The organism is Oleiphilus sp. HI0061 (assembly GCF_001635675.1).
On record NZ_LWFE01000875.1, the window covers coordinates 1 to 13,361 of the forward strand.

10 protein-coding genes are annotated in these 13,361 nt (G+C 45.2%); 4 read left to right on the forward strand and 6 right to left on the reverse strand.

Translation table 11 applies throughout. The features are described from left to right. Positions 1-1,698 (reverse strand): YgiQ family radical SAM protein (locus A3735_RS10295; RefSeq protein ID WP_197485834.1); only part of this gene is annotated, 1,698 nt, incomplete at its 3' end. A gap of 167 nt (positions 1,699-1,865) precedes the next feature. On the opposite strand from A3735_RS10295, the gene A3735_RS10300 reads away from it, so the two are divergent. Then, a complete protein-coding gene (locus tag A3735_RS10300) occupies positions 1,866-2,522 on the forward strand; it encodes a nucleotidyltransferase family protein (RefSeq protein ID WP_068512482.1) in 657 nt (218 codons plus the stop codon). A gap of 9 nt (positions 2,523-2,531) precedes the next feature. On the opposite strand, the gene A3735_RS10305 is transcribed toward A3735_RS10300, so the two are convergent. Together A3735_RS10305 and A3735_RS10310 are read right to left on the reverse strand one after the other, a co-directional pair. Continuing rightward, on the reverse strand, positions 2,532-3,617 hold the full coding sequence (locus A3735_RS10305; RefSeq protein ID WP_231872053.1) for a response regulator: 1,086 nt from the start codon (positions 3,615-3,617) through the stop codon (positions 2,532-2,534). Between the two features lie 90 nt (positions 3,618-3,707). After that, the gene (locus tag A3735_RS10310) at positions 3,708-5,033 is read right to left on the reverse strand and encodes a PEGA domain-containing protein (protein WP_068512485.1); all 1,326 of its coding nucleotides are present in this window, start codon (positions 5,031-5,033) and stop codon (positions 3,708-3,710) included. Positions 5,034-5,351: 318 nt separating this feature from the next. On the opposite strand from A3735_RS10310, the gene A3735_RS10315 reads away from it, so the two are divergent. Continuing rightward, positions 5,352-8,285: an insulinase family protein gene (locus tag A3735_RS10315; protein ID WP_068512488.1), complete on the forward strand. Its 2,934-nt coding sequence runs from the start codon at positions 5,352-5,354 to the stop codon at positions 8,283-8,285. A gap of 46 nt (positions 8,286-8,331) precedes the next feature. On the opposite strand, the gene A3735_RS10320 is transcribed toward A3735_RS10315, so the two are convergent. Further along, the gene (locus A3735_RS10320) at positions 8,332-9,150 is read right to left on the reverse strand and encodes a pyruvate, water dikinase regulatory protein (protein ID WP_068507784.1); all 819 of its coding nucleotides are present in this window, start codon (positions 9,148-9,150) and stop codon (positions 8,332-8,334) included. Positions 9,151-9,314: 164 nt separating this feature from the next. On the opposite strand from A3735_RS10320, the gene ppsA reads away from it, so the two are divergent. Together ppsA and A3735_RS10330 are read left to right on the forward strand one after the other, a co-directional pair. Next, positions 9,315-11,642 carry a phosphoenolpyruvate synthase gene (gene ppsA, locus A3735_RS10325; protein WP_369808144.1) on the forward strand — a complete coding sequence of 776 codons (2,328 nt, stop codon included), beginning with the start codon at positions 9,315-9,317 and terminating at the stop codon, positions 11,640-11,642. A gap of 25 nt (positions 11,643-11,667) precedes the next feature. Then, positions 11,668-12,453 carry an ABC transporter substrate-binding protein gene (locus A3735_RS10330; protein ID WP_068512492.1) on the forward strand — a complete coding sequence of 262 codons (786 nt, stop codon included), beginning with the start codon at positions 11,668-11,670 and terminating at the stop codon, positions 12,451-12,453. A gap of 5 nt (positions 12,454-12,458) precedes the next feature. Here A3735_RS10330 and gloA read toward each other — a convergent pair whose 3' ends face one another. Continuing rightward, positions 12,459-12,899, reverse strand: a complete 441-nt coding sequence (gloA, locus tag A3735_RS10335) for a lactoylglutathione lyase (protein WP_068514816.1) — start codon at positions 12,897-12,899, stop codon at positions 12,459-12,461. Between the two features lie 31 nt (positions 12,900-12,930). Further along, on the reverse strand, positions 12,931-13,361 hold a 431-nt coding region (locus A3735_RS10340), incomplete at its 5' end, for an NUDIX domain-containing protein (RefSeq protein ID WP_156499592.1).

A 13,361-nucleotide genomic window follows, 5' to 3' on the forward strand; every position in this document is an offset into this window, starting at 1 on the left:
TTGCTTTTTTCCGGCTTCGGCAGAATATTTTTCAAATAGTTCTTTAAAGCGATGATAAGTGCCCATGCCGGGTTTCATCATTTTTGATAAAGGGCCGCTCTCAGTATGTTCCGGTGCAATTTTCAGGTAGCCGCCTACATGGTGTGTAACAAGTTCCTTTATATATTCCGGGTCTTCTACTGCTAGGTCGTAGCGTAAGCCGGAAGCAATAAGTATGCGTTTAATTCCGGGTAGTGTTCTGGCGCGTCGGTATAGATTTGTTGTGGGCGAGTGGTCAGTAATCAGATTTTTGCAAATTGAAGGATAGACGCATGACAGTCGACGACAACTTGCATGAATTTCCTCTGAGCGACAATTCTGATGGTACATGTTTGCAGTAGGTCCGCCCAGATCAGAAATGGTGCCGGTGAAACCGGGTGTCATATCCCTGATTCGCTCAATCTCATGGATAACGGAATCTTCTGATCGACTCTGTATTACTCTGCCTTCATGTTCTGTGATCGAGCAGAATGAACAGCCACCAAAACAGCCTCTCATAATATTGACCGAGAAACGTATCATCTCGTAGGCAGGAATTTTTGCATCACCGTAGCTAGGATGAGGCACTCGCTGATAAGCGTGTTCGAAGACGCTATCAAGTTCATCTGTCGATAGAGGAATGGCTGGTGGGTTTACCCAAACATAGCGTTGATCGTGAGGCTGAACAATGGCTCGGGCATTGGCTGGATTAGTTTCCAGGTGCAGTATTCGGGAGGTGTGAGCATAAAGCACAGGGTCCTTGGAAACCTTTTCAAAAGAGGGGAGTAAGATAAATTCTCTCTCTTTATCAGCGCTTTGTTCTGGAAATGGTAAAATTTTGATTGGCTCTGCTTTATCGACTTGCTGATTGTCGGCGCATTTACTTGTCGACTCGGAACCTTCTATTTCAGTTTCTTGATAAGGGTTTTTCTGGAACGGGTGGTTCGCTGGGTCAAGCGCTTTTGGTTTTTCGATGCGCGAGGAATCTTTTATATTCCAGCCTTCTGGCAATTCTTTTAGTAGGCAAGCTGTTCCTTTGATATCTTTCATATCCTTGGGGTGTTCACCTCGGGATATACGTAGGGCTACCTCAGATATTGCTCGCTCTGCATTCCCATAAAGTAGGATATCTGCTTTTGAGTCCATCAGAACCGATCGTTTTACCTTGTCTGACCAGTAGTCGTATTGAGCGATTCGGCGTAGGCTAGCTTCAATCCCACCGATCACAACCGGGATATCTTTGTAGGCTTCTCTACAGCGCTGACTATAAACCGTTACTGCACGGTCAGGGCGCTTACCACCCTCGTTGTTTGGGGTGTAGGCATCGTCATGGCGAATCTTCAGATCAGCTGTATAACGATTGATCATCGAGTCCATGTTGCCCGCAGAAACCGCATAAAATAAATTTGGCTTACCAAGCTTTTGAAAATCATCTTTCGATGTCCAGTCCGGCTGGGCAATAATTCCAACTCGATAACCTTGAGACTCTAGCAGCCGACCAATGACCGCCATGCCAAAGCTGGGGTGGTCGACGTAAGCGTCACCGCAAATGATAATAACATCGCAACTATCCCAACCCAGAGTATCCATTTCCTCACGAGACATGGGTAGGAAGGGTGCAATACCGAAGCATTCTGCCCAGTACTTAGGATAAGAAAAAAGAGAGGTGTCGGCTTGCATAGTTTTCGGCTGCTTAAGTAAGAATAGTTGACTATTTTACATGGTCTTTCTATTTGGGCCTAGTGCTTCTTGGTATACATATCGTAGGGTATGCTTATTCTATGTGGTAATTTCTATATTTATCAGGCACCTTAGCCCTATAAATAGAATTTATTCTGGAACTCAATGTGAGTGATAAACAAGTCGTCGAAGCCAAAAATATTATTGCGGTGATCCTGGCAGCTGGAGAATCGAGTCGTTTCGGTTCGCCTAAACAGCTGGCTGATTGGCACGGGAAACCCTTGTTGCAACATGTGTTTGATACGGTGTCTCAGGTCTTCCCAAAAACCTGGGTGATGCTGGGCGCTAATTACAAAGAAATTAACAGTGTGCTTTCTTTTGGTGTTGCAAAGGTTTTACATGAGAGTGCATGGCAAGAGGGAATGGGAAAGGTCATTGCTAGCGCAGCATCATCTGCAGAGAGCGAAGCCCTGCTGACAGATGAAAACGTGGATGGCCTGTTGTTCTTGCTTGGGGATCAGCCCTTAATAGAAACAAGTGACTTGCGCAAATACTGTACTTTAGTTAATGAGCAAGCGAATGAAATAATTTGTGCAGGATATCAAGAAGAGGACAAGGAGCTTAGTCTTGGAGTGCCCGCATACTTTCCTTGGTCGTATTTGCCTCAGCTAAAAGGCTTGGCTGTACCGGGAAATCAGGGCGGCGCGAAAGGCATAATCTTGCGCAACAAAACGACGCCTGTTTACCTCGGCGGGCGAGTTCAGGATGTTGATACTGAAAGTGACCTGGAGCGCTTACGCTTGGCAGTCACTTCAGTATGCTGATTCAAGTGCTTAGCCAAACAGTCCTGCAGTAACAGCAATACCGACTGCGAATACACCTATGCTGGCCGCCAGCGCCATGCCATAAAACTTATTGGAAGCAGCTCGGTTTTGCCTGATATAGGTTTCAATTGTTTGTGCTGCGACGTCTTCTGCAGTTTCGCGCGTGATTTCATGAGCTTGTTTTATTGCGTCACCCTGTAAGCGTTGCCAAAACTCAGTGTCCATAGATTGGCTAGAGCTAAGGTGCTCTTTTAATTCTTCAATTTGTACAGGGTCTAAGCCTGTATGAGCTTTGCTATCCAGAAGCTCTTGCTTAAATTCAGTGAGTTGGTTTCCTAAAAACAGACTTACTTCTGCAGCAACTTCCTCTTTAATGGACTCAGTTTTCTTATTAATTTCGTTGACGTATTCATCCATGATGCCTTTTAAGTGATCCTGCTGCTCTTGCTTTGAATCACTCAGGATGCGTTTGACATGATCGTATTGCTCGTCGAATAGACTGGATAGGAGCTCGTGAAGGCGGTTGTTAACATTCGCTTTTACGGCTGATCGAGCGACTTGTTCAATGATATCAGACGAAGCTTCGACACTCGGCGCTGCGGCAGGTTTGTCTTGAAGTTCGTCCGGAAGCTCAGTTTTGCTGATTTTACCAAGTTGAGCCTGTTCCTGATCACTAAGAGAGATAGAAATCGCAGGTTTGGGTAGCGTGTTATTAGCTATGTCGCTAGTGAGCTTTTCAATAAGCTCTACCACTTGCTGAGACTCAGCAGGTTTGGTTAGCACACCATAAATACCAAAGTTACGTGCATCTTCAGAGAATTCATCTGACTTTTTTGAGGTGCACATAATAATGGGAATCTCTGATGTCTCAGGATTCATTTTTATTTCTTTGGTAGCGTCAACGCCGTTCATACCCGGCATGAGCTGATCCATAAAAATAACGTCAGGATTATTGTTGGACGCCAAATATGATAAGGCTTCTTCGCCGGAGTTAACCATATCGACTTTAAGGCTGATTTTCTCTAAAAGCTTACTCAATGCAAACCTGGCGACCTTGGAGTCATCTACCAATAAAGCGCTTTTAATTGTCATCATATACCTCGTTAATCTCTATTCAAATTCGTACTTTAAAATTCTGTATGGACGTGTCGTAGCTGGCCGTTTGTGTCTAATTGCAAACGTTGATTACCAGCCTTCTAGCTTAGGACACTCCGTTGCTCGATAACTCTTTTGCCGGTAACACACGCCAGGCTCGCTGGATCTGGCAGTAAACACTTCGCCTTCTGCTGTGGTTAGCGTTGCCTTGCCAAATGGCTTTCCATCTTTAAATGTGCCGGTGATCTTACTTCCATTAGGGTTTAGGATCTCTCCCTTACCGTGATAGAGGCCATCAATAAATTGTCCGACATACTTTTTACCGTTCGCATAGGTTTCGACACCCTTGCCGTGGAACATACCGTTAGAGAATGAACCTTCGTAGTGTCCGCCATCCGGGTAGGTTAGGGAACCGTTACCGTGGAATAAATTGTCTGAGAAGCCGCCAACATATAGTAGGCCCCCCTTGGTTGTAAGAGAGCCTTGCCCATTGAGCACGCCATCAATCCAGAAACCTGTATAGATGTCACCGGTAGCTTTGGTTAGGGTTCCTTCACCATTAAACTCATTTTCATCAAGCTCACCAATGTAGGTATCGCCGTCTGTGGTGGTGAGGGTGCCGCGGCCTTGCATATTGCCTTCAAACCACTCTCCCTGGTATTTCATTCCGTTGGCATATCGGACAGAGCCGATGCCATGAAAGTTGCCATTAACGAAGGAGCCGTTGTATTCAAAGCTGCCTTCTTGAATGTAGCTTCCTTCGCCTGTCTTGATATCGTTTGCCCACATACCATTTTGGTAATCAACTTTAGTAAATTGCTGAAGCTGAGCTTTTAGTGTTTTGGTGCTTCCGCGTCGTATATCAACGCTTGATAACCAGCTCTGATAACCTTCTTTAGCAACTTCGATGTTGTAATTACCAGGTGTTAGCTGCATTTCCAGTTTAGTTGGGCCATAAGGTTTACCGTTTACCAATACGGTATCGTCGGTAACGTTTGAGCGCACAATCAAAGTGCCGGTAATGACAGGTTTGGGCTCGGGCTGTTCTGTGTTTTTGTAGGTGATTACTTCGGGCTTCTTCGTTTCAGAGATAATAACTTCTCTTATGGGCGGGGTAGGGGCCGGAGCTTCAACTTCATCTGCGAAAATTGCTTCTTCAGAAAACGCAAGGTCTTCAGTTCTTTTTAGCGAGTCAAGCACTTGTTTGCTCATTTCACTAAGCTCAATATATTCAGCTTCTTTTGTTGTTTCTTGAGGAGCCGGTGTGCCCGCACTTACCGGTACGTCAGGCTCGGATTCGATAGAAGTTTTAGCTTTTACAATGTCTGCTTCATTATTTGCCGGCCCTGTGCCCGCAATGATTAACAGCAAAATCATTAAGAAATTTATAAAAAGAAGAGGTCTAAGATCGACCATTTATATACTACCCTTAAGAAATAGGAGCTGAGTTGCTCCGCCACATTTCCGTTTACTAACGTGTAAAATATGTACTCTGGATTAATCGTTGCTTGAGTATTGAAGGCGCATCGCTTACGTTATGTCTAGAGTGTAGACTCAAATAGAAAAAAATGCTTAGAAATAAGATGTAAATGTAAGATAAGTCACAGAATATTCGATTCTGGGCTAAACTGCTTTCTGCTTGTAAAAGTGCAGTTGAGTGCTCAATAGAGCGTTTGGGTTATTGTCCTAAAAGTATAATCATTCAGTAGTATTAATATAAGGTATTAACGATATATGGCTAACATGCAGCATAAAGATTTCAAACTGATCCGCTCTCAAAGCATTGATGCTTTGCATGTGACAGCCGAAGAGTATGAGCACTTGGGGACGGGTGCCAGGCACCTGCATTTTGCGACCACTAATACCGAAAACGTATTTTTGGTAGGTCTAAAAACAGTTCCGACTGACAACTCTGGCGTCGCACATATTCTTGAGCATACGGCACTGTGTGGTAGCGAGAAATATCCGGTTCGTGACCCCTTCTTTATGATGATCCGCCGATCCTTAAATACTTTTATGAATGCCTTTACCAGTAGTGACTGGACGGCTTACCCTTTTGCAAGTAAAAACAAGAAAGATTTTAATAATCTTCTCGAAGTGTATCTCGATGCAGTTTTCTTCTCTCGACTCGACGAGATGGATTTTCTACAAGAGGGGCATCGACTTGAGTTTGAAAAAGCAGATGATGCCAATAGCGATCTGAGTTACAAGGGTGTTGTTTATAATGAAATGAAGGGAGCGATGAGCTCACCGGTTAGTCAACTATGGCAGACATTAACGCGCCATTTGTATCCGACTACTACCTATCACTTTAATAGTGGTGGAGATCCTGAGCATATCACCGGTTTAAGTTATGATGACTTAAAAGGCTTTTACAAAAAGCACTATCATCCAAGTAATGCTGTGTTTCTGACCTTTGGCGATATTCCAGCTTATGAGCACCATTGTCACTTTCAGGGTTACGCTTTATCCAGATTCTCTAAAGAAGATCACCGAATCAGAATCAACGATGAGCAACGCTATTGTGCACCGATTCGGATTCAGGAAAATTACCCCGTTGAAAAAGATGAGCCGACCGAACATAAGACGCACATTGTTGTCTCATGGTTGTTAGGTTACAGCTTTGATTTGGAACAAAACCTCGAAGCACATCTATTGGCTGATGTGTTGTTTGAGAACAGTGCTGCACCATTGCAGCGAGCATTAGAGGCTTCAAAGCTAGGGCATGCGCCATCACCCTTGTGTGGTTTGGAAGACTCTAACCGAGAAATGGCTTTTGCGTGTGGTTTAGAGGGAAGTGAACCGGGTAAAGAGGAAGAGCTAGAAGCAGAAATCTTCGCTGTGTTAGAGAAAGTTGCCCAAGAAGGTGTTGCTAAAGAACGTTTGGATGCGGTATTGCATCAGCTTGAGTTAAGTCAGCGAGAAATTGCGGGAGACAGTTACCCTTACGGTTTGCAGTTGATACTCGGCGCATTGCCTTCGATGTTGCACGGTGGCGACCCGGTCGCATTGCTAGACCTTGAGCCGGTGATTGAAAAGTTAAGAGAGCGCGTTAAAGACCCTGAATATTTCAAATCTTTGGTGAAAAAGCACTTATTGGATAACTCACACCGAGTCACTTTATCTCTTCGTCCGGATACTTCTTACGATGAGGTCAGAACAGCTCTGCTAACGAAGCAACTAGCTGAAATTAAGCAGAATCTGAACGAGGAAGAGAAGCAAAAGGTCATAGATCAGGCGGAAGCCTTGAAGCAGCGTCAGATCATGAAAGATGATGAATCGATCTTGCCTAAGGTTGGCATTCCAGACGTGCCCCTGCATTTACACTTCCCCAAAGGCGAACCAGCCAAAGTTTCGGATAATATTACTTGTTACCACCAAGGCACAAATGGCTTGGTCTATCAGCAGATTATTATTGATATGCCTGAGCTTAGCGAAGACTTGCAAGCACTCTTGCCGATTTATACTGCCGTGGTTACCGCTCTAGGTGCGGGCGAGAGCAGTTACCTGGAAATGCAGAATAAGCAGTCTGCTTTAACTGGTGGCCTGGGAGCGTACAGCTCCGTTAAGGGCGAAATTGACGACGTTCAAGATATCAAAGGAGTATTGGTATTTTCAGGGAAGGCGCTTAGTCGAAACTACGTCGCTTTGACAGAGATGCTTAAGGAAACGCTCGACAACGTTCGTTTCGATGAGCATGAACGTCTTCGCGAACTGGTGGCTCAGATGCGAGCGCGTCGTGAGCAAGGTGTAACCAGTAGCGGTCATGCCTTGGCGATGGGAGTTGCCTCTAGCAGAATGAGCCCTGGCTCGTACCTCGCTTATCAGCTAGGGGGAATGCAAGGCATTAAAGCCTTGAAGGCTTTAGATGAATCGCTATCAACTGAAAGTGGCGATATCGATAGTAAAGCCTTATCCAGCTTGGCTGAAGGTTTGGAAAGTATTCATAAGGCAGTTTTAGCACAGCCTCGTCAGTTCTTACTGGTCTCGGAGTCGGAAGTCTCTGATGAAATTGCAGGCTTTATTCATCAGTCCTATAAAGACTTTGAACCTGCTGCGAATAGTCATTTTTCTTTAACAGAGAGACGTGAAACCGTAAAAGAAGCTTGGCTAACGTCCACGCAAGTCAACTTCTGTGCCAAGGCTTATCCTACTGTCGCTGTCGGTCATGATGATGCACCAGCCTTGTCTGTATTGGGAGGCTTTTTAAGAAATGGCTATTTACATAGGACGATCAGAGAGCAAGGTGGTGCCTATGGCGGTGGTGCAGGGCAGGACTCAGGTTCGGCATCCTTCAGGTTTTTCTCTTATCGTGATCCTCGTCTAAGTGAAACACTTGATGACTTCGACGCTTCATTAGAATGGCTGCATATCGAGGAGCATGATGGAGAAGAGTTAGAGCAGGCTATTTTGGGAGTTGTATCGCAAATAGATAAACCAAGATCGCCAGCTGGTGAAGCAAAGGGTGATTACCATAACTTGTTGTTTGGTCGAACCCAGGAGCATCGCGAAGCATTTAGGGCGAAAGTTTTGTCGGTCACAATTGATGATCTGCAGCGTGTTGCCAAGACTTACCTGCAGCCAGACTTAGCGAGTGTTGCGGTGATTAGCCAGCAAAGTCAGCGAGATGCGCTTGAAGGACTGGGTTTAGAGATTAAAGAACTCTAAACGCTAAAAGCAGAAAAGTGCTAAACAGGTACTGCTAGCGTTATGGCTAGCAGCGTCGCTCAATACCCGATTGCACCATGATGCGGGTAGCAATTTCTTCAACCGAGTAATGTGTCGTATTCAAAAAGGGAATCCTTTCTCTGCGATACATTAGCTCAACCTCTTCAACTTCATAATTACATTGCTTTGCTGAAGAGTAACGCGAGTTAGCGCGTCGTTCATGGCGAATGGCGGCAAGCCTGTCAGGCTCAATAGTCAGGCCAAAAATCTTGTTTCTATGGGGGCGTAAAGAGGCGGGCAGCTTTTGGTCTTCGATATCTTCTTCGGTAATTGGATAGTTGGCCGCCTTAATGCCGTACTGCATTGCAAGATAGAGACAAGTAGGGGTTTTGCCACTGCGCGATACGCCGGTCAATATCACATCCGCTTGGTCATAGAGTTTGGTGCGAGCACCGTCGTCATTGTCGAGTGCGTAGTTAATAGCCTCTATTCTTTGGTCATAGCGGGTATTTTTAGTAATGCGTGTTCTACCTACCTGATAAGAAGAGCGAACGCCGAGCTCTTGTTCCAGCGGCCCTAGAAAAGCGGCGAAAATATCAATCATCAAGCTATTACTCTTTTTGATGATCTTTCTGATGCCATCATCAACGATGGTGTCGAAAATAATAGCTTTCGCGCCATTTAACTCCGCCGCAGCATTAATTTTCTCGACCGTTTCGAGGGCTTTTTCAATGCTATCAACGTAAGGAAGCGTGACTTTCTCGAATTCATGCTCTTCAAATCGTGTTAATAAACTGACGCCTAACGCTTCTGAGGTGATACCTGTGCCGTCTGAAATGAAAAAAGCAGTACGCTGATTACCCATAAAAAACCTTATTTTGAAGCCGAGGATTGATTCAAATAAGTTAGCATAAAGTGTTACAATTCACACCTGCTCGCGTTAGGTAAAGCGCATAATTATCAGTATTTCGCTAATGTACAGGAGAATAAGCCTTGCAGGACTACATTATTTGGTTTGATGAACTGGGTATGAACGATGTTGATCGAGTGGGGGGAAAGAATGCTTCACTCGGCGAGATGATCAGTCATCTATCTTCTGTAGGGGTAAGGGTGCCGGGCGGTTTTGCTACAACGGCTCAGGCATATTGGGACTTTCTATCAGAGAACGGCTTAAGTGAGCGTATCAATGCAGAGCTTGCTTCACTCGATGTAAAAGACGTTACAGCCTTGGCAGAAAGTGGTGCCAAAATTCGTGGCTGGGTGATGGAGGCTCCGTTTCAAGAGGCTCTCAATAGGGCGCTTGAAGATGCTTTCAAAAAGCTACAAGACGGAAATCAAAACTTGGCCGTTGCAGTTCGTTCTTCCGCCACTGCCGAAGATTTGCCTGAGGCTTCTTTTGCTGGTCAGCAAGAAACCTTCTTGAATGTTACCGGAATCGAACAAGTTAAAGCTCTGGTTAAAGAAGTTTTTGCTTCGCTTTATAACGATAGAGCGATCTCTTATCGTGTTCACCATGAGTTTGAGCATAGTGAAGTCGCATTGTCCGCTGGTATTCAAAAGATGGTGCGCAGTGAGACGGCGAGCTCCGGTGTTATGTTTACCCTCGATACCGAATCCGGCTTTAGAGATGTGGTGTTTATCACTTCCTCATATGGCTTGGGTGAAACTGTCGTGCAGGGTGCAGTGAACCCAGACGAATTTTATGTACATAAGCCCACTTATGAAGCTGGTCGCCCAGCAATTCTCAAGCGTAACTTGGGTAGCAAAGCGATCAAGATGGTCTATAGCCAGGATGATAGTGACTCACTGGTTGAAACCGTCAAGGTTGATATGGCACAGCGCAAACAGTTCTCACTGAGTGATGAAGAGCTCAATGAGCTGACCAAGCAAGCGCTGATTATCGAGAAACACTATGATCGCCCGATGGATATCGAGTGGGCAAAAGATGGTGATGACGGTGAGTTGTATATTGTTCAGGCGCGCCCTGAAACGGTTAAGAGTCGTTCTAGTACTGCTATTCTAGAACGCTACTTAATGAAAGAGACCGGAACCGTTGTCGTAGAAGGGCGCAGTATCGGTCACAAGATCGGTAGTGGCGCAGTGAAAGTCGTTGATGATATTGCTGACATGGATCAGGTTCAGGACGGTGATGTACTCGTTACAGACATGACTGATCCGGATTGGGAGCCGGTAATGAAGCGTGCTTCAGCTATCGTGACAGATCGTGGTGGCCGTACTTGCCATGCTGCGATTATTGCGCGTGAGCTCGGGATTCCTGCTGTTGTTGGTTGTGGTGATGCCAGTGATGTATTGCGCGATGGGCAAGAAGTAACCGTCTCTTGTGCAGAAGGTGATACCGGATTTATCTATGAAGGCTTACTCGACTTTGAGTTGAAAGAAAACTCTGTCGATTCGATGCCTGATATGGATTTGAAAATTATGATGAATGTCGGAAACCCTGATAGGGCTTTCGACTTCAGGGCACTGCCAAATGAAGGTGTTGGTCTGGCTCGTCTAGAGTTTATTATCAACCGAATGATTGGTGTGCACCCTAAGGCCTTGCTGAACTTTGACACCTTGCCGCCTGACCTTAAGCAAACAGTCGAGCAGCGTATCAGTGGATATGCCTCTCCGGTTGATTTCTATATCGATAAGCTGGTTGAAGGTATTTCGACACTGGCTGCGGCGTTCTACCCAAAACGTGTGATTGTTCGTTTGTCAGACTTTAAGTCTAACGAATACGCCAACCTTATCGGTGGCACATTATATGAACCAGACGAAGAAAACCCGATGCTCGGCTTCCGTGGTGCATCGCGCTATATTTCTGAAACCTTCCGTGACTGTTTCTATTTAGAATGTGAAGCGCTTAAGCGTGTACGCGATGTAATGGGCCTGACCAATGTTGAAGTTATGGTGCCTTTTGTCAGAACAGTTGGCGAGGCCAAGCACGTGGTAGAATTACTGGCCGAGAAAGGCCTAAAGCGTGGTGAGAACGACCTGAAAGTCATTATGATGTGTGAGCTGCCTGCAAATGCTATTTTGGCAGATCAGTTCCTGGAGCACTTCGATGGTTTCTCAATTGGTTCCAATGATTTAACTCAGTTAACACTCGGTATCGATAGAGATTCTGGAATCATTGCTCACTTGTTTGATGAACGTAACGAGGCGATTAAAGCACTACTGGAAAATGCTATTAGCGCTTGCAAGCGAGCAAACAAATACGTTGGTATTTGTGGGCAAGGCCCCTCAGACCATCCTGACTTAGCGCGTTGGTTAATGGAGCAGGATATCGATAGTATTTCACTAAATCCCGATTCGGTGCTTGATACCTGGTTCTATCTAGCTGATAACAGCTAAAGTCCTGATCAGAGTATTGTTGTTTATGCTACCAGTGCTTCGAAATGCACTCATACTGATTGGCGGGTTGCTGCTTGTCAGTATGAGGGTGTTTGCAGGTCAAGGCCTTAATGATGAAGGAGCCTCGAATGTGGAGCCTAAGAAAACTCTGCGTTTGGCAGGCCCGCCTTGGGAGCCGTTTCTGTATGAACAGCAGCCGCGCAAAGGATTGGCAACAGAGATTGTAATAGAAGCTTTCGAGCGTGCAGGCTACTCCGTTGAAGTCTCAATTAAGCCTTGGCGAAGAGTATTAGCAGAAGCCGAAAAAGGCATGGTTGATGTATTGATCGGCTTATGGTTTAACGAGCAAAGAGCGAGCAATTTTCTTTATTCCGACCCTTACTATGTTAATCAAATTAGCTTTATTTCTGATCAGAGCGAAGTGATTTCATATCAGAAATTGGATGATCTAAAAGGTTTAAAAATAGGAGTAAGAAAGGGGGCGAGTTTTGGTCATAATTTCGACAATGCTGCAGGGCTGAATAAAACCCCAATGGTAAACGCCTTAAGCATGTTAAAGATGCTGGCACTGGGGCGGATAGATATCGGCATTGGTGATCATTTGATTTTGAGTCGCTTGATGCAGAAAAATAAGATGCTTAACGAACAGCTTAAATTTGTAGAGCCCGCTTATACTGAGCGTGAGCTTCACATGGCGATTGTTAAGTCTTTAGCTGATCATCAGGCAATTGTCTCTGCATTTAATCATCACTTGCGAAAGATGAAGCAGCAGGGAAGAGTTAAAGAAATTATTAAGACCTACAGCCCTTAAACTCTTTACCACTCCCCCGTATTCGTCATTGATACCCAAGGCTCTTCAGGTGCAAGGTTATCGCCCTTTTGTAGAAGTTCGATTGATATGCCATCGGGTGAACGAATAAAGGCCATGTAGCCGTCTCTCGGAGGCCGGTTGATCGTTAATCCTTGTGACTGTAGTTTTTCACATAGCTCATAGATATTGTCGACAGAAAAAGCCAGGTGCCCGAAATTCCTACCGCCGGTGTAGTCTTCAGTGTCCCAATTGTATGTTAGTTCCAGGCAAGGGGCTTTGATAATTCTCGCTTCATCAGCATCGTCCGGTGCCGCAAGAAATACTAGTGTGAATCGGCCTTTCTCGCTGTCTTTGCGACTAATCTCAACGAGCCCTAGTTTATTGCAATAGAAGTCCAGAGAGGCTTCTAGGTCCTTGACACGAACCATAGTATGTAGGTATTTCATTTTTTAACTCCCGGCCTTTAAGTATCTGGTCTTAATCAAGTAAATCTGCAACATGCTCAGGGATCTCACGTGGTTCGCGGAAAATATCACTGACATGCACACCGTAAGTGCCCCGTTTTCGGTCTTCGAAAAACGTCTTCAAACTGCGTTTAACTGTTGGGAAAGCGATTTCATCCCAGGGGATATCTTGTTCGTCGAAGAGTTTTACTTCTAGGCTTTCTTGACCTGCAGCGTAGCTCTCCTGTTTTAGTTCAGCGAGAAAAAAGATATGTACCTGATCAATCTGCGGGACGCTGATCATAGTAAATAAGCCTTTTAGGTTTACCTTCGCTTCTGCTTCTTCCCAGGTCTCACGCATAGCGGCTTCTTCTGTCGTTTCCTGGTTTTCCATAAAACCCGCTGGCAGAGTCCAATAGCCTAAACGGGGTTCGATGGCGCGCTTGCATAATAATACCTTATCGC